12 protein-coding genes are annotated in these 17,263 nt (G+C 60.7%); 8 read left to right on the top strand and 4 right to left on the bottom strand.

The window, feature by feature from the left end:
* Positions 1-105: 105 nt before the first annotated feature.
* The 4 genes from LDN04_RS07475 to LDN04_RS07460 form a co-directional block, all read right to left on the bottom strand.
* Positions 106-456 carry a DUF190 domain-containing protein gene (locus tag LDN04_RS07475; RefSeq protein ID WP_223908516.1) on the bottom strand — a complete coding sequence of 117 codons (351 nt, stop codon included), beginning with the start codon at positions 454-456 and terminating at the stop codon, positions 106-108.
* A gap of 18 nt (positions 457-474) precedes the next feature.
* Positions 475-849 (bottom strand): fluoride efflux transporter CrcB, encoded by a 375-nt coding sequence (gene crcB / locus LDN04_RS07470; protein WP_223913353.1) that lies wholly within the window; start codon positions 847-849, stop codon positions 475-477.
* A 198-nt stretch (positions 850-1,047) separates the two neighbouring features.
* The gene (locus tag LDN04_RS07465) at positions 1,048-1,905 is read right to left on the bottom strand and encodes a hypothetical protein (RefSeq protein WP_223908514.1); all 858 of its coding nucleotides are present in this window, start codon (positions 1,903-1,905) and stop codon (positions 1,048-1,050) included.
* A gap of 19 nt (positions 1,906-1,924) precedes the next feature.
* A complete protein-coding gene (locus LDN04_RS07460) occupies positions 1,925-4,255 on the bottom strand; it encodes an Rne/Rng family ribonuclease (protein ID WP_223908511.1) in 2,331 nt (776 codons plus the stop codon).
* 450 nt (positions 4,256-4,705) lie between these two features.
* Here LDN04_RS07460 and LDN04_RS07455 point away from each other — a divergent pair, with 450 nt between their 5' ends.
* The 8 genes from LDN04_RS07455 (at position 4,706) to LDN04_RS07420 (ending at position 16,974) form a co-directional block, all read left to right on the top strand.
* On the top strand, positions 4,706-6,661 hold the full coding sequence (locus LDN04_RS07455) for an ABC-F family ATP-binding cassette domain-containing protein (protein ID WP_223913352.1): 1,956 nt from the start codon (positions 4,706-4,708) through the stop codon (positions 6,659-6,661).
* Positions 6,662-6,729: 68 nt separating this feature from the next.
* A complete protein-coding gene (gene lon, locus LDN04_RS07450; protein WP_223908508.1) occupies positions 6,730-9,048 on the top strand; it encodes an endopeptidase La in 2,319 nt (772 codons plus the stop codon).
* 80 nt (positions 9,049-9,128) lie between these two features.
* The gene (locus LDN04_RS07445; RefSeq protein WP_223908505.1) at positions 9,129-9,899 is read left to right on the top strand and encodes an ABC transporter permease; all 771 of its coding nucleotides are present in this window, start codon (positions 9,129-9,131) and stop codon (positions 9,897-9,899) included.
* A gap of 225 nt (positions 9,900-10,124) precedes the next feature.
* Positions 10,125-10,874, top strand: coding sequence for an ATP-binding cassette domain-containing protein (locus LDN04_RS07440; RefSeq protein WP_223913351.1), 750 nt, complete (start codon positions 10,125-10,127; stop codon positions 10,872-10,874).
* A gap of 198 nt (positions 10,875-11,072) precedes the next feature.
* The gene (locus LDN04_RS07435; protein ID WP_223908502.1) at positions 11,073-12,155 is read left to right on the top strand and encodes an MlaD family protein; all 1,083 of its coding nucleotides are present in this window, start codon (positions 11,073-11,075) and stop codon (positions 12,153-12,155) included.
* A 54-nt stretch (positions 12,156-12,209) separates the two neighbouring features.
* Entirely contained in the window at positions 12,210-13,703 is a 1,494-nt protein-coding gene (locus LDN04_RS07430; RefSeq protein WP_374045143.1) for a M16 family metallopeptidase, read from the top strand.
* Positions 13,700-15,124, top strand: coding sequence for a pitrilysin family protein (locus tag LDN04_RS07425; RefSeq protein ID WP_223908498.1), 1,425 nt, complete (start codon positions 13,700-13,702; stop codon positions 15,122-15,124). Before LDN04_RS07430 ends, LDN04_RS07425 begins: the two co-directional genes overlap by 4 nt.
* Before the next feature lie 263 nt (positions 15,125-15,387).
* Entirely contained in the window at positions 15,388-16,974 is a 1,587-nt protein-coding gene (locus LDN04_RS07420) for an acetyl-CoA hydrolase/transferase C-terminal domain-containing protein (RefSeq protein WP_223908496.1), read from the top strand.
* Positions 16,975-17,263: the final 289 nt, after the last annotated feature.

The following is a 17,263-nucleotide window of genomic DNA, read 5'->3' as shown; positions in this document are numbered from 1 at the left end:
TACTTAAAGGAGGGCAGGAGTGCGCCAAAAGCGACAGACAGGCCATGCGTGGCTGCAATCGGTTGCTGCATGGAGAATAAAAGAATGGTAGTACGGTAAAAACGCCTACGTGCCGGTTTCGTGCTGGTGGGTGTAACGGATGACCGTCGCCTTTTCCAGGGTAATCATCCCCCCCACCATCATGGCATCGATCCGGGGCATGATGGCGTCGAACCGCTCCTGGCGGTCAACGACCTCAATGACCATCGGCAGGTCTCTGGAGAGGCGGAGCAGTTTGTCGGTGTGATAGACGCTGTGGGCGCCGAATCCGGCCACCCCCCGCAACACCGTGGCGCCGGCAAACCCCTCCCTGCGAAACAGCTCGACCAGCGCCTCGTAGAGGGGGAGCCGGCCGCACTTGTCGCTCTCGCCGATGAAAATCCGCATCAGTACCATTTCTCCGCTGATCCTGGTCATGGGCAATCCCTCCGAATGTCACAGCGCCCGGGCGGTTATGATGCCGGCCCAGGTGAAAAAAAGACAGAGCAGCACACTCGTCAAAACGTTGGCGGCGGCGATGATAAATTCGCCGTCCTCCAGGAGTCGGAACGTCTCATAGCTGAACGTGGAAAAGGTGGTGAGACCGCCGAGGAAGCCGACGGTGAGGCCAATGCGCAGGGCGGGGGAGATGAGCGTGCTGCGCAGGCTGAACTCCATAATGAGGCCGATGCAGAACGCTCCGACGATATTGACCGCCAGGGTTCCGGTAGGAAAGGACGGGCCGCAGAGGCGGTAGACCCACCCCGACAGGAAGTAGCGGGTCGCACACCCCAGAGCGCCAAACAGGGCTATGTAGCAGACCATCTCCATCGATTCCCTCGACTGCCAATGCAATGTCGGCAACTGATTAATACACTCGCCATTTCCGGCCTTTTTCCCTATCCGCCCGATAGTACAATGCCGTTCAACGTCAGATTTCAGATGATGGAGGCCCCGGAAGCGTACAGATAGTACGCTGAGGAGACCGACGAAAAAGCAACGAAGTGAACGCTGAAATATGGCGTTGTGCTACTTGATGGCCCAGGAGAAATTGATCCCTACCACGTCCGATTCCGACCGGGGCTGGTAGATGGTGACGTATTTCCCCGCGGAAACGCTGTACCCCTTCACTCCCGGCGACTGGGCAAAGCGGAACCCCTCATAGTGGATACCGGTGCGGAAATTCCGGTACCGGAAACCGGCTTCGGCGAAGGCGGACCATGCGCCTCCCGGCTTGACCGTCACCGTGCCCACCCCCGGGAAGTCCGCCTCGTTTTCGGTGTAAAAGGGGTACCTGGCACCCCCCTCGACAAAGAACCGTAGGTCTCCGTTCACGTCGTACCGCCCGCGGGCACCGACCCGGGCGTAGACGGTCTGCCAGTACTCCGTATACCCCTGGACCCCAAGGGGCTGGCCGGCCAGGTCCCGGGTCGTGGAATTGTCGATGTCCCGCAGCCACCACCGGTAACCGATGCCGCCAAAGGGCTCGACGGCAACCTCCTGGAGGGGCAACCGCCAGCCCAGGTCCACCTCCTGCCGCACGCCGAAGTGGACCACGTCGCTTTTGACCGGCAGGCCGTCATAGGCGGGGTTGGTGGAGGTGATGCTGCCGTCGTAGTCCACGTCACCGCCGAACAGGCCGAGCTTCCCCTTCAGTTTGAGGGCACCCGCATCGTCCGTCTGGAGCAGGTTCAAGTCCACAGTGGCATCGACCCCGAACAGGGGACCGCTCTCCTTGACGACCTGTGTCCCCCCCAGGAATTCCTTCCACTGGAAATAATCCACCGACGGGCCGAAGTAGAGCTCCTCCACGCCGCCGAAACGGGCGGCCCCCGCAGGAACGACACTGATGAACCAGACGACCAGGGCAACAGCGACGACTTTCATGGCTTCTCCCTGCTGCCGGCTATTCCCCCGCCGGCTCTTCTTTCTTCTTGCGGGGTGCCCGTTTTGCTTTCGGCTTGGCAGCCGGCTCGCCCACCTGCCCGGCAACCGCCACGGGAGTCTCTTCGGTAGCTACGGCCTTTTTTGCGCGACTCCGCGGCTTAGGGACGGCGGCAGGCTTCTCCACTGCCGGAGTCTCGGCCACGCCAGCCGGGGAAGCAGCGGGTTCCTTCTTCTTCCGGGGAGCACGGGGCTTGGCCGGCTTTTTCTCGTCAGGCTCTGCCGATGGCACCGCAGGTGCAGGAGCTTCAGCAGGCTCGCTGCCGGTATCCGACGAAGCCTCATCGCTTCCGGACACAGCCAGCTCTTCCGTTTTCTTGCCGCCACGCCGCCGACGACGGCGCCGTTTCTTCTTTTGCTCATCGCCGTGCTCTTCCTCAGCGGCACCAGTCACCGGCTCTTCTTCGGCATCCGCAGGCAGGGCTTCAGCCGATTCCACGGCAGCAGCTGCCTCTTCGGCAACACCTTCCGGGCCATGTCCCTTACCGCGCCGGCGCCGACGCCGCCGTTTCTTTTTGGCTTCATCGACGTGACCCTCCTCAGCAGACACGTCGGCTGGCGCCTCAACGACAACCGGCGTCTCAACGGTAACCGGCGGTTCCTCAGAAGAGGTTTCCATCGGCAACTGCTCTCCTGTCGGCGCTTCCACCCCTTCGCCACGCCCCTTTTTCCGGCGCCGCCGTTTTTTCTTCCCCTTGCCGTCCTCGACCACAGCCCCTTCGCCAGCCGCGGCCTCTCCCCCAGCAGCCTTGACAGCGGACTTGGCGGCAACCGGTTCCGCATGTCCCTCCTCCACCGCCGGCTTCTCCCGCTTGATGACTTCCAGTTCCAGCTGGTTCATGAGGAACGTGGGTTTCCCCTTGATGGTCACCTCGATGTCGTAATCGGTCTCAACCTGGGCAAGCTCGCGCTTCTTACGGTTAAGGAGATAGTAGGCCACTTCAAGCGGAAGGCCGCCCCGCACTTCGGCGCCGGTTCCCTTGGCTGCTGCGGCATGGACCTTGCGCAGGAAGGAAAGGGCCATGTTCTCCACCGACTTGACCTTGCCGCGACCGCCGCAATGGGGGCATTCCAGGTAGCTCGCCTGTTCCAGGGTCTGCTTGATCCGCTGGCGGGACATTTCAAGCATGCCGAACTGGGAGATCCTTCCCACGGTAACCCGGGCCTTGTCGGCCTTCAGGGCGTTCTTGAGGGTCTTCTCCACTTCCGCCATATGTTTCTTATCGCGCATGTCGATGAAGTCGATGACGATCAGCCCCCCCAGGTCGCGCAGCCGGAGTTGACGGGCCGCTTCCTCGGCCGCTTCCATGTTGGTCTTGAAGGCGGTATCCTCCACCCCCCTTTCCCCCGTGGACTTGCCGGAGTTGACATCGATGGAGACAAGCGCCTCCGTCGGCTCTATGACGAGGGAGCCCCCCGATTTGAGCGGCACCTTCTTCTCGTAGATCTGGTCGATCTGCTCTTCGAGCTGGTAGCGGGAGAAGATCGGCCGCTTCTCCTGGTGGAGCTTGACGAGGTTTTCGTACTTCGGCATGTTCACTTTGAAAAATTCCCGCGCCTGCGTGTACACCTCGGCGTTGTCCACCAGCACTTCGTCGATCTCGGCGGTAAAATAGTCACGAATGGTGCGGATCACCAGGTTCGACTCCTGGTAGATGAGGGCCGGCGCCTTGGCCTTTTTCGCCTTGGCGAGGATATCCTTGTGGAGCTTGACGAGCGACTGGATGTCCTTTTTGAGGTCCGTCTTCGTCTTGCCAAGCGCCTCGGTCCGCATGATATAGCCAATCCCCTCGGGGATATCCAACTCCGCAACCATCTCCTTGAGCTTTTTGCGCTCGCTGTCGCTTTCCACCTTGCGGGAGACACCAGCCGAGTCACTTCCCGGCATGAGGACCATGTACCGTCCCGGCAGCGACAGGAAGCTGGTGAGGGCCGCCCCCTTCATGTCCCGCTCCCCCTTTTCCACCTGGACGACAAGTTCCTGGCCGCGCCGCAGCACTTCCTGGATGCGCGGCCGCCGGTTCCGGTTTTCTTCCGGGACATCGTCGCGCCACTGCCAATAGTCAGGGTGAAGTTCCCCCATCTGGAGAAACCCGAGCTTTTTCAGCCCGATGTCCACAAAGGCAGCCTGCAGCCCCGGCTCGACACGCACCACCACTCCTTTGTAGACGTTGCCGCGGGTCTGTTCGCTCCCCTCGATTTCGATATCCAGTTCGACCAGGTGACCGTCCTCGACAATAGCGACCCGCGCCTCTTCCGGATGCATTGCATTAATCAGCATCTTTTTCGACATAGTGGTGTAAATCCTTTCGTGGCGGTGCCCAGGCTTCGCCCGGTACCGCAAGTTTGTTGGCCGGCAGCGGGAGGCTTCCCGCGCGGCGAAATCCTTGTCAGTGCAACTGCCAGCGGCCTCTACCCGGGCGGGGAGGCCTGCAGCGCATCAAACCTTGAGAGTATAACAGAGTTTATTCACCGCACTAAGAAAAAACTGCTACCAGACCTGCCGTTACCCCAGCAACCGTTTGACAAACCTCCCCCTCAAACCCTACAATGGGCTCCACCCTTAAAAACGAATGGGACACGGTACAATCGGAAAAAGCGGATCACGGCGGATTTTTGAGACCACTCGATTTCATACGTTTCAAAGGTTAATCCGCCGTTATCAGATTTTTCCGCCTTTTCCGTGTCCTATTTGAGAATCGTTTTTTCGCCGATAGCTTCCATCTGCCAACGAAGGAACCCCATGCTCCACCTCCACCACCTCTCCAAGGATTTCGCGGGCAAACCGCTGTTCACCGACATCGGCTGGCACCTGAAGAAGGGTGAGCGGGTCGGCCTGGTCGGCGAAAACGGCGCCGGCAAATCCACCCTCATGCGGATCATCGCCGGCCAGGTGGAACCGACCGACGGCTCCATCCAACTCGCCCGTGGAGGGACTGTCGGCTACCTCCCCCAGGACGGCATCGTCACCCGTGGTCGGACCCTTTTCGCCGAAACCATGTCGGCCCTCGCCGAACTCCAGGGGATTGCACGGGAAATGGAGGAACTGACCGCCCGGCTCGGGGTGGTCCCCCATGACGATCCAACCCACACGGGGCTCCTGGAACGGCTCGGCCACCTGCAGGAGGAGTTCCGTCTCAAGGGGGGATACGCCATGGAGGCGGAGGTGGGGAACGTCCTGACCGGCCTCGGCTTCCTCCCTTCCGACTGGGAGAGGGACTGCGGCGAATTTTCCGGCGGCTGGCAGATGCGGATCGCCTTGGCCCGACTGCTCCTGATGAAACCGAACGTGCTCCTCCTGGACGAGCCGACCAACCACCTGGACATCGAGGCCCGCAACTGGCTGGAGGGGTACCTGCAGGCCTACCCCTATTCGGTCATCCTGGTCTCCCACGACCGCTTCTTCCTCGACCAGGTCTGCAGCCGGATCACCGAGGTCTGGAACCACACCCTCACCGACTACCACTGCAACTACTCCGCCTACCTCATCCAGCGGGACGAGCGGGTGATGGCCCTGCGGGAGGCGAAGCGGCGCCAGGACGAGGAAATCGGCAAGCTGGAGGATTTCATCAGCCGCTTCCGCTACAAGGCGGACAAGGCGGCCCTGGTCCAGTCCCGGATCAAACAGCTGGAAAAGATCGAACGGATAACTCTCCCCCCCGAACGGAAACGGATCCGCTTCAGTTTCCCCGAGCCCCCCAAGAGCGGCCGGGTCGTCATGGAGCTGAAAGGGACGCGCAAAGCCTACGGCGAGCGGGTGGTGCTGGACACCATCGACCTGACCGTGGAAAAGGGGGAGCGAATCGCCCTGGTCGGCCACAACGGCGCCGGCAAGTCCACCCTCATGCGGATTCTTGCAGGGGGGGATTTCCAGGGAGGTGAACGGATAGTGGGACACAACGTCGTTCTCGATTACTTCGCCCAGGACCAGGCGGCCGAACTCGACCCCACCCGCTCCGCCTACGAGGAATTGCTGGCCGGCGCCCCCTACGACGTGGTGCCGCAACTGCGCGACCTCCTCGGCGCCTTCCTCTTCTCCGGCGACGACATCCACAAGAAGGTGGCGGTCCTCTCCGGCGGTGAGCGGAACCGGCTGGCCCTGGCCAGGATGCTCCTCAAGCCCGCCAATCTCCTCCTCATGGACGAGCCGACCAACCATCTGGACCTGTTCAGCAAAGAGGTTCTGCTGGACGCCTTGAAAGGTTTCACCGGCACGGTGGTGTTCGTCTCCCACGATCGCCATTTCATCGACGGTCTCGCAACGCGGGTGGTGGAAGTGGCTGACGGCGCCCTCGCCTCCTATCACGGCGACTACGAATACTACCTGGCGAAGAAAGCTGAAGTGTCAGATACTGGCGAGGCTCCGTCTTCGCCACTCATTCCTGCATCGCTCTCCAGCACCGGTCCCGGATCCCGGGTCCCGGCTTCCAAGGAAGAACGCCAGCAGCTTCGGGAAACGGAGAAACAACGTCAGCGCGAAGCCCAGCGCCGGGCAAAGCGGCTGGCCGAACTGGAAACCACCATCGAGCATGAGGAGAGCCAGCTTGCGGCGTTGGAAACCCGCATGGCCGACCCGTCCTTCTTTACCGACCCCGAGCAGGCCAGGCGCGGCGGCGATGACCATGCTGCCCTGACCGCACGGATTGCCGCACTCTACGGGGAATGGGAAGAGCTCTCTGCCTTGACAGGAGAGCCGTAACTGGTTACTCTTTAAAGACCCGCGAGCCCCTGCACCGGCAGCGTACCCCGAATACAAGGATGCAAACCATGCCGGACCACTCGACAATCACCGTACCGGAGGTCATCCCCCTCTACCCTCTGCGGGAGATGGTGGCGTTCCCCTACATGATCTTCCCCCTCTTTCTCAAACAGGAGGAGGTCGCCATTTTCGAGGAAGCCACCTGGCATGACAACATGGTGGCCCTGGCGATGCTCCGGCCGGAGCCGGCCGGCGATCTGCTATCGTCGCTGCACGAGGTCGGCACCGCATGCCGGGTCACCCAGATCCAGCGGCTTCCGGATGGAGGTGGCAAGGCGACCCTTGAAGGCCTGTCGCGCATCCGCCTGACCGGCACCATCGAGGACAAGCCGGTAACGCTGGCCCGGGTTGAACAGATTCGTGAGTTCTCCGAAAAAACTATGGTCTCCGAAGCCCTCGTTTCGAGCCTCAACGCCCTCCTCAAGATCGCCCTCTCCTACGGCCGGCCCCTTCCCGACGACGTGATGAAGATGATCGACTACATCGACAACCCGGCCCGTCTGTCGGACCTGGTGGCCCTCTACATCAATCTCCCCCTGGAAGAGCAACAGACGTTGCTTGAGACCGTCGATCCCCTGGAGCGGCTGAAGAAGGTCTACATGCAGCTGACCGCCGAGGTCCAGCGACTGCAGGTCAAGGGAGAGGTGCAGGCCGAAGTGACCAAGCGGGTCGGCAAGACCCAGAAGGAATTCATCCTCCGGGAGCAGATGAAACAGATCCAGGAAGAGCTGGGAGAGGAGGACTCCCGTTCCGCCGAGCTCACCGACCTGCGCCGCAAGCTGGATTCCGCGCGGATGCCGGACGAGGTGAAGAAGATCGCCGATAAGGAACTCAAGCGACTGGAACGGATCAACCCCGCATCCCCCGAGTACACCGTCTCCCGCACCTATATGGACTACCTGACCGGCATGCCCTGGCAGAGCGGCACCACCGACAACCGGGACATCAACCAGGCCGAAGAGGTCCTCAACGAGGACCACTACAACCTGAAGAAGGTGAAGGAACGCATCCTCGAATATCTGGCGGTCCGCTCCCTCCGTGAAAAGATGAAGGGGCCGATCCTCTGCTTCGTGGGCCCTCCGGGGGTGGGGAAGACCAGCCTCGGCAAATCCATCGCCCGCGCACTGGGGCGCAAGTTCATCCGCATCTCCCTCGGCGGGATGCGGGACGAGGCGGAGATCCGCGGTCACCGCCGTACCTACATCGGCGCCCTCCCCGGCCGGATCATCCAGGAAATCTACCGGGCCGGCAGCAACAATCCGGTCTTCATGCTGGACGAGGTGGACAAAGTCGGTCTTGACTTCCGCGGCGACCCGGCCAGCGCCCTTCTGGAGGTGCTCGATCCGGAGCAGAATTTTTCCTTCACCGACCACTACCTGGATGTCCCCTTCGATCTCACCAACGTCATGTTCATCACCACGGCGAACCAGCTCGACCCGATCCCGCCACCCCTCAGGGATCGGATGGAGGTGCTCCCCCTCGCCGGTTACACAACCGAAGAGAAGGAGATGATCGCCGCCCGCTTTCTCATCCCGAAAGAGATCGAAGAGAACGGTCTCCACGATGTCCCGCCAGCTTTCGAACCGGCGGCAGTCGCCAGAATAATCGGCGACTACACCCGCGAAGCAGGGGTCCGCAACCTGCAGCGGAACATCGCCACCATCTGCCGCAAGGTGGCAAAGGAAGTCACCCAAGGGAAGGAAGCCCGGCAGACCGTTACACCGGAGGTGGTGGAGGAGTTTCTCGGCCCGCGCCGGTTTTTCAACGAGGTGGCGGCGGAAAAGGACCGGACCGGGGTGGTAACGGGGCTTGCCTGGACCGAGGCCGGCGGCGACATCATCTTCGTCGAGGCGACCCGGATGAAGGGGAAGGGGGACCTGATCCTGACCGGGTCGCTCGGGGATGTCATGAAGGAATCGGCCCGGGCCGCCCTCTCCTTCGTGCAGGCAAACGGCAGCGAGTGGGATGTTGCAGACACATCATTCGACGACGCCAACATCCACATCCACGTCCCGGCCGGGAGCATCCCCAAGGACGGCCCTTCGGCCGGCATCACTATGGTCACCGCCATCGTCTCGCTCATGACCGGCCGCCCCGCCCGCCGGGATGTGGCCATGACCGGCGAAATCAGCCTTACCGGCCGGGTGCTCGCCATCGGCGGCGTCAAGGAGAAGGTGCTGGCTGCGCGTCGGGCCGGTGTGAAAAAGATCGTTCTGCCAGCCCGCAACCGCCAGGACCTGGAAGATGTCCCCGACGACGTCAGGAACGAACTGGAATTCGTCTTTGTGGAAGACGTGCGGGAAGCCATCACCCAGGCGCTCCAATAAAAACCAGGCGCGAGGCAATTGGCAAGGGGCACGAGGAAATCAGCCCATAGCCCATAGCCCATAGCCCATAGCCGGAACCTATGCCCCTCAAGCTTGCCGAAAATACGCTGAAACTGTTCTTCCTCGAAATCCAGGCGCTTTTCGCCCTTACCTGGCGCGCGCTTCTCAACATCTTCCGGCATCCCTTCTATTACCGGGAATTCACCACCCAGATGGACAAGATCGGCGTCGGCTCCCTCTTCATCATCTCCCTGACCGGCCTCTTCACCGGCATGGTCATGGCGCTGCAGGCCCTTATCCAGCTCAAACCCTTCGCCGCCACGAGCTATGTGGGGGGAATGGTGGCGGTCACCATGGTCAAGGAATTGGGACCGGTCCTCTCCGCCCTGATGGTATCAGGTCGGGTCGGTTCCGCGATATCGGCCGAACTCGGCACCATGGTAGTCACCGAACAGGTGGATGCCATGCGGGTGGAGGGGACTGACATCGTCAAGCGCCTCGTCACCACGCGCCTCAAGGCACTCCTTGTAGCCATGCCCCTCCTGGCGGTGGTCACCGATGCGATATCACTGATCGGCGGCTACATCATGTCCTTCGGCTACGGCATCAATCCGATCATGTACTGGAAATCCATCCCTCAGTTCATGGTGTTCCAGGACCTGATCGAGGGGGTGTTCAAGCCCGCCTTTTTCGGCGGGATCATCGCCATGATCAGCTGCTACGTGGGGCTCAACACCAGCGGTGGGGCCGCGGGGGTGGGAAATTCGGCCAAGCGTGCCGTGGTGCTTGCGTCGGTCCTCATCCTGGTATCGGACTTTTTTCTGACCAAGATCTTCATCGTCTTCCGCTAAGACAGATTCAAACTTGCGTCAGTGAGGGGTGAGTCTCCCGTGGAGCGAATGTGCCCGAGTGCCAGCCGCTGTAGGCGAAATGGAGCAGAGCCGGCCCGGCGCGAAATAAGCCGTACAGCGGTGGGACGAGGGTATCTGAGCAGAACGGGACACTCACCTCTCCCGGATTCACGTCGAAGACACAATAAAGGAGCAGGTACGTTGGCACCAGAAAGCGGCATACGGATGGAAAAGGTCTGCTTCGGCTTCGGCGGACGGAAGATCCTGGAGGATTTCGATCTCTTCCTAGAACGGGGGGTGAACCGGACCATCCTGGGGGTCTCCGGCGCCGGCAAGACCACCATCCTCAAGCTCCTGCTGGGGCTGCTCACGCCGGACAGCGGCCGGGTCAGCATCGACGGAACACCCCTGGCGGGGCTCAGAGAGAGCCAACTGGTAAGGGTGCGCAAGCACATCGCCATCGTCTTCCAGGGGGGGGCACTGTTCGACTCCATGACCGTCGGTGAGAACGTCGGCTACCGGTTGTTCGAGGAAGGGAAACTTCCGGAGCGGGAAATCGAAGGAATCGTCCGGGAAAAGCTCAGCTTCGTCGGACTGGAACAGGCCATCGACCTCTACCCGGCCGAGCTGTCGGGGGGGATGAAAAAACGGGCCGCCATCGCCCGGGCCCTTGCCTCCGACCCGGAGTATATCTTCTTCGACGAACCGACCACGGGTCTCGACCCCATCGGGGTCTACAACATCCGCAACCTCATGCACCGCCTGCAACAGGAGGGGAAAACCACCCTCATGGTGACCCACGACATGGAGACCGCCTTCGCCGTCTCCCAGCGTTTTTCCTTCCTCCACGAGGCACGGCTGGCTTTCGAGGGGACCCGGGAAGAGATGTGCTCCAGCAACCTGCCCGCGATCACCGAGTTTTTCGCCCCGACGGAGCAGTCGCTGTTCAGGTACAACCATCTGCCGGAATCGTAAGGGCAGGCCAGGAGGGGGCTCCTTCAAGTACCTATCAAATCCATACAAGAACGTGTATTTTTCGCAAGATCAAGGCTGTCAAGGGGATGTGCGGAGCCGTAGTACCCACAAACCGGGCATGAACAACGCTACGGCGCACAAACACCCCCGAAGACTTACGCAGAGTTTGCGGAAAAGACGCGTTCGATCGGAACGACCATGAAACGAAGTGACAACGTCGCCTGGTCCCAGGTCAAAGTCGGTATTTTCATCGTGGCCGCACTGATATTCTTCAGCGGCGGCATACTGGTCATGGGGGACAAGACCAAGTTCTTCATCCCCAAGGGCAAGCTGTCGGTTATCATGACCGACGTGGCGGGGCTCAAGGTCGGCGCGCCGGTCTGGCTGGCAGGGGTTGACGTGGGGCTGGTCAAGGATATCCGCTTCGAACACCCCGACCGGACCAACGCGGTGGAAGTGATCATGGAGGTCGAACGGGAGTCCCTGAAAAAGATCGGCCGGGACTCGCTGATCACCGTCAAGACAAGGGGGCTCCTCGGAGAGAAGTACGTGGACGTCACCCCGAGCCAGTTTGTGGTCGAAAATCCGGAAACCCGCCTCTACGGCACGTCGGTGGCAAAGCTGGACGACGTCATGCAGAAGGCAGGATCGGCATTCGACCGCGTCAACCGGATGATGGACACCATGGACCGGGGAGAAGGGACCCTGGGGCGGTTCGCCAAGGACCCCCGCCTGTATGACAACCTGGTTCACCTCTCCGCGGAACTCAACACCTTCGCCGGCCATGTCAACCGGGGAGAAGGGACCTTGGGGCAGCTTACCCGCAAGAGTGAGCCTTACAACCGGCTGGTGGGGGTTCTCAATCGCGCAGACCAGGCGCTGAAGGACATCCAATCCTCGGAAGGGTCGCTGAACAAATTCGTTCACGATCGCCAGCTCTACGACAAGCTGGTGACGGTTGCCGACAAGAGCGCCCAGGCGGCCGACGACGTACGGGAACTCAACAAGAAACTAACCTCCAAGGAGAGCACCGTCGGCAAGCTCCTGGGTGACCGGGAATTCTACGACAAGGGGATGCAACTCATGGAGCGGGCCGACCGGTCCGTCCAGTCCATGGAGGAGATCACCGCCCGGGTGAACCGCGGCGAGGGGACCGCCGGCAAGATTCTGAACGACAAGGAACTGTATGATCGCCTGAACCGGATGGTAGACGACACCAACGCCCTGGTGAAGGACATCAAGGAAAACCCGAAGCGATATGTGAAATTTTCGCTGTTCTGAACCCCCGTATTACCGAAACGAAGATACGGGCCATGAATCCGAGAGGTAACAATAATGAATAGGCTGTACCGGTTTTTGACAAGCATGTTGCTGTGCGCCCTCCTCGCCGTCACCGCCCACGCCGCAGGGCTGGAGGAGAAGGTCCGGGAGCACACCATGAAGAACGGCATGAAGCTTCTGCTGGTGGAACGGCACAGCTCCCCCACCATCGCCGCCTGGATCAGGTTCAAGGTGGGGAGCGTGGACGAGCGGAGCGACGAACGGGGACTCGCCCACCTTTTGGAGCACATGCTCTTCAAGGGGACGAAGACCCTCGGCACGACGGACTACGGAGCGGAGAAACCGCTCCTTGACAGGATCGAGGCGACCGCTATCCAGCTCATGGACGAGAAGGCCAAGCGGGAAAAAGGTGATTCGGCACGTATTGCCGCCCTGAAGAAGGATCGAGACAAGCTGGAGGCGGAGGCGGAAAAATATGTGGTCAAGGAAGAGTTCGCCCAGATCTACGCCAAGAACGGCGGGAGCGGCTACAACGCCTTCACGGCCAAGGACGGCACCACCTACCTCATCAACCTCCCCGCCAACAAGCTGGAACTGTGGGCCACCATCGAGAGCGACCGGATGCAGAACGCGGTGCTACGGGAATTCTACTCGGAGCGGGATGTGGTGATGGAGGAACGGCGCCGTTCCTACGACACGGAGCCGGAAGGACAGCTGTGGGAGAATTTTGTCGCGGCGGCCTACCATGCCCACCCCTACGGACAGCCGACCATCGGCTGGATGTCGGACATCGAAAACCTCTCCCGGACCAAGGCGGAAGCGTTCCTCCACAAGTATTACGCCCCCAACAACGCCATCATCGCCATTGTCGGCGACATCGATACCGACAAGACCATCGCCCTGGTGGAGCGCTACTTCGGTGCCATTCCCCCCGGCACGCCAGTGACACCGGTGGCAGTGACGGAACCGGACCAGGACGGGGAGCGACGGATCGAAATCCTGGCCGACGCGGAACCCAACTTCATGGTCGGCTTCCACAAACCGACCCTCCCCGATGCGGACGACTACGTGTTCGACGTCATCGACATGCTCCTTTCCGACGGCCGGACTTCGCGACTCTACAAGAAGCTGGTGGTAGATAAGCAGCTGGCCACCGACGTCGGCAGCTTCTCCGCCCCCGGCAGCCGCTACCCGAACCTGTTCATCATTGCAGCCACTCCCCGCGCCCCCCACACCGTTGCCGAAGTTGAAACGGCGATTTACGCGGAGATAGAGAAACTGCAGCGGGAGCCGGTGGCGGCCCAGGACCTGCAACAGATACTCAACCGCCTGGAGTACGAAGAGGTCCGCCAGATGGGTTCCAACGGCGGTCTGGCTCGAAACCTCACCGAATACGAGGCGGTGGCCGGCACGTGGCGCTACCTCATCGAGCATCGGCAGAAGGTGGCCAAGGTCACCCCCGACGATGTCATGCGGGTGGCAAAAAAATACCTGGTCCGGGAAAACCGTACGGTTGGCTTCATCACCAAGAAGGAGGTGGGGAAATGAGAAAACGTCTAGGAATCTGGCTCCCCATCGTCGTGCTGTGCACTCTGGCAGCGGGTTGCGCAACGGCACCGCTACCGGCAGACCCGCGCACCCTGACCTATGCCCCCCTTACCTTCACCATTCCTAAGAGCGAGCGGGTCGAACTGGCAAACGGCATGGTTGTCTACCTGCTGGAGGACCACGAACTGCCGCTCGTGAACATGACCGCCTCTATCCGCACCGGGAGCATCTACGAACCGGCCGACAAGGTCGGACTGGCCGGCCTTACGGGCGCAGTCATGCGGAGCGGCGGTACGACGGTTCTCCCGCCGGAAAAGCTGGACAGCGAACTGGAATTCATGGCCTCCTCCATCGAGTCGAGCATTGGCGCAGATGCGGGGAATGTCTCCCTCGCCACCCTCGCCAGAAACCTGGACCGGACCCTGGACCTGTTCGTCCAGGTCCTCCGGCAACCGGCCTTCCGCGAAGACCGGGTAGCCCTGGCGAAGAAGCGGAGCATCGAGGGGCTGCGCCGGCAGAACGACGACCCGAAAGGGGTGGCGGACCGGGAACTGCGCAAGGATGTTTACGCAGGACACCCACTGGGGCGCTATCCGACCATCGCAACGGTGGAAAAAATCTCTCGCGACGACCTGGTCGCTTTCCATCGCCGGTTTTACCACCCCAATAACATGATCCTGGCAGTGGCTGGTGACTTCAAACGGGACGAGCTGCTGGCCAAACTCAATGCCGCATTTTCCGGCTGGGAACGGCAGACCGTCGACCTGCCGCCGATAGCCCAGCCGAACCCCGACGTGAAGCCGGAGGTCCTGCTGGCTCCCAAGGAAATCAACCAGTCGGCGATCCGGATGGGGCACCTGGGAATAGACAAGGACAATCCGGATCTCTACGCAATCCGGGTTATGGATTACATCCTTGGTGGCGGCTTTACCTCTCGACTCGTAACGGAGGTCCGTTCCAACCAGGGACTGGCGTACAACGTGGACAGCTACTTCGATATAGGACGACGTTTTACCGGCCTCTTTATTGCCGAAACCGAGACCAAATCGGAGTCCACGGCAAAGACCATCGCCCTCATGCGCAGTATCATTACCGGCATGATCACGGCCCCGGTCACCGATCAGGAACTTGCTCTGGCAAAGGATTCCATAGTCAACTCCTTCCTCTTCGGATTCACCAAGCCGGACGTGATAGTCAACCAGCAGGCACGGCTCGAATACTACGCCTATCCCTCCGGGTACCTGGAAAACTACCGGGACCGCATCGCCAGGGTCACCAAGGAGGACGTGCTGCGGGCAGCACGCCAGTACCTCCACCCCGATGCTATGGTCATTACGGTGGTTGGCGACAGGAAAAAGTTCGACCAGCCGCTGTCAACCTTCGGGCAGGTGCGGGAGCTGAAGCTGGAGAACGGCTTGTAACGGTCGATTTTCCAGCTTCGTCTCAGATTCGTCACCCAAATTGCAGGGTTCCCTCCAGAGATATTTACTGTGGGCTTACTTTAATTTATTTTAAGCTTGACTCCAGGAATACACTAAAGTAAAATCCGGTTCTACTTTTCCCGTATACAGAATACACTTTAATATTGCATGCTGCGGTACAGGCAGCTGCATCGCAGGTTTCGAAGGCAAAGATTCATTACGGATCTAGGCTTGTATACATCACACCAACAGGAGGTAGAAAGATGTCTGAATTCGGTACACTGGAAAGCCGCATTCGTCGCAAGTCCCTGCTCAGCAAGGTATGCAAGGCTGAAGACTGCATTAAGTTCTTCCAGCCTGGCCAGGACCTTATGTGGTCCGGCTTCACTCCGGCCGGCTACCCGAAGATGGTGCCCATCGCCCTGGCCAACCATGTCGAGGCCAACAACCTCCAGGGCCAGTGGAAGTTCAACCTGTTCATCGGCGCCTCCGTCGGGGCCGAAACCGAGGACCGCTGGGCGACCTTGGACATGATCGACCGCCGCTGGCCATACCAGACCGGCAAGAACATCGCCGCCGGTATCAACGCCGGCCGCATCCGGATGGGTGACAAGCACCTCGGCCACTTCGCCCAGGACGCCGGCTACGGCTTCTACACCGGCAACGGCCGCTACGACATCGGCATCGTCGAAGTCTCGGCAATCACCGAGGACTGCGGCCTGGCCCTGACCACCTCCTGCGGCATCATTGCCGAGGCACTCCACCTCTGCGACAAGATCATCATCGAGGTGAACACCGGCCAGCCCTCCTTCGAGGGGATGCACGACATCCATATGCAGCAGAAGCCGCCCCGCCGCGCGCCGTTCCTGATCACTGAGGCCGACACCCGCATCGGCACTCCGTACGTCCCCTGCGATCCCGACAGGATCGTGGCTATTGTCGAGTCCAAGCTCCGCGACAAAGGGCGTGCATTTGCCGAGCAGGATGACACCTCCGAGGCCATTGCCGGCCACATCATGGAGTTCTTCTCCCACGAGATCAAGATGGGTCGTCTCCCCGAGAACCTGCTGCCGCTGCAGTCGGGCGTCGGTTCCATCGCCAACGCCGTCATCGGCGGTCTAGCCAAAGGTCCCTTCCGCAACCTGTCGGTTTACACCGAAGTGCTCCAGGACACCATGCTCGACTTCTTCGACGGCGGTAACCTGCTCTGTGCTTCCTCCTGCTCCCTGTCCCTCTCCGAGACCCCGGGCTTCCCGCGCTTCTTCGAAAACTGGGAAAAGTATTTCGACAAGATCGTTCTCCGTCCGCTCTCCATTTCCAACGCGCCTGAGCCGATCCGCCGCCTCGGGTGCATCGCCATGAACACACCGGTGGAGATCGACATGTACGCCCACGCCAACTCTACCCTGGTCGGCGGAACACGAATGATCAACGGCCTCGGCGGTTCCGGCGACTTCCTGCGCAACGGCTACCTGAAGATCATGCACACCCCGTCGAGCCGTCCGTCCAAGACCGACCCGAACGGAATCTCCTGCGTGGTGCCGCACTGCTCACACATCGACCACACCGAGCATGACCTGGATTGCGTCGTTACCGAGCAGGGTCTGGCCGACCTCCGTGGCCTCTGCCCGCGCGACCGTGCCCTGAAGATCATCGAGAAGTGCGCCCATCCGGACTACAAACCGATCCTCACCGATTACTACCAGATGGCCCTGAAGGACACCCTGGCCAAGGGAATCGGCCACGAACCCCAACTGTGGGATCGCGCCTTCAAGATGCACCTCAACCTGGCGCAGAACGGCACCATGAAGGTCAAGAACTGGGACGTCAAGCTCGACCTCTGCGAATAGAGGCCTGCGTCCCACCTGCATTGCAAAAAGCCCCGCGGTTTGCCGCGGGGCTTTTTTTGCGCAGTGCACTTTGTGCCCCCCTTGTGAATCTGCAAAACCGCTCCATTTCTGATTTTTCATACCGCCGACACATCGGGCAGAGACAATCCGTTTTCTAAAAAATCTCATAAAAATATAGCTTAATCCGCTATTTCACGGAATCACATCCTGTAACTATCTCAAACCCCTATCTATAACTCAACGCCGAAACACCGGTCCACTATCGCTAACCTTCGGAAATTTTATATAA

Origin of the sequence: Geobacter sp. AOG1, from assembly GCF_019972315.1 — a bacterium.
In the GTDB taxonomy this organism is placed as follows: Bacteria; Desulfobacterota; Desulfuromonadia; order Geobacterales; family Geobacteraceae; genus Geomobilimonas.
This window is presented reverse-complemented; position numbering and strand designations above follow the sequence as displayed.

What these genes read in the sequence shown, in the direction of transcription:
- LDN04_RS07475 (WP_223908516.1), bottom strand. Translation starts at nt 456, where the DNA reads ATGACCAGGATCAGCGGAGAAATGGTACTGATGCGGATTTTCATCGGC.
- crcB (WP_223913353.1), bottom strand. Translation starts at nt 849, where the DNA reads ATGGAGATGGTCTGCTACATAGCCCTGTTTGGCGCTCTGGGGTGTGCG.
- LDN04_RS07465 (WP_223908514.1), bottom strand. Translation starts at nt 1,905, where the DNA reads ATGAAAGTCGTCGCTGTTGCCCTGGTCGTCTGGTTCATCAGTGTCGTT.
- LDN04_RS07460 (WP_223908511.1), bottom strand. Translation starts at nt 4,255, where the DNA reads ATGTCGAAAAAGATGCTGATTAATGCAATGCATCCGGAAGAGGCGCGG.
- LDN04_RS07455 (WP_223913352.1), top strand. Translation starts at nt 4,706, where the DNA reads ATGCTCCACCTCCACCACCTCTCCAAGGATTTCGCGGGCAAACCGCTG.
- lon (WP_223908508.1), top strand. Translation starts at nt 6,730, where the DNA reads ATGCCGGACCACTCGACAATCACCGTACCGGAGGTCATCCCCCTCTAC.
- LDN04_RS07445 (WP_223908505.1), top strand. Translation starts at nt 9,129, where the DNA reads ATGCCCCTCAAGCTTGCCGAAAATACGCTGAAACTGTTCTTCCTCGAA.
- LDN04_RS07440 (WP_223913351.1), top strand. Translation starts at nt 10,125, where the DNA reads ATGGAAAAGGTCTGCTTCGGCTTCGGCGGACGGAAGATCCTGGAGGAT.
- LDN04_RS07435 (WP_223908502.1), top strand. Translation starts at nt 11,073, where the DNA reads ATGAAACGAAGTGACAACGTCGCCTGGTCCCAGGTCAAAGTCGGTATT.
- LDN04_RS07430 (WP_374045143.1), top strand. Translation starts at nt 12,210, where the DNA reads ATGAATAGGCTGTACCGGTTTTTGACAAGCATGTTGCTGTGCGCCCTC.
- LDN04_RS07425 (WP_223908498.1), top strand. Translation starts at nt 13,700, where the DNA reads ATGAGAAAACGTCTAGGAATCTGGCTCCCCATCGTCGTGCTGTGCACT.
- LDN04_RS07420 (WP_223908496.1), top strand. Translation starts at nt 15,388, where the DNA reads ATGTCTGAATTCGGTACACTGGAAAGCCGCATTCGTCGCAAGTCCCTG.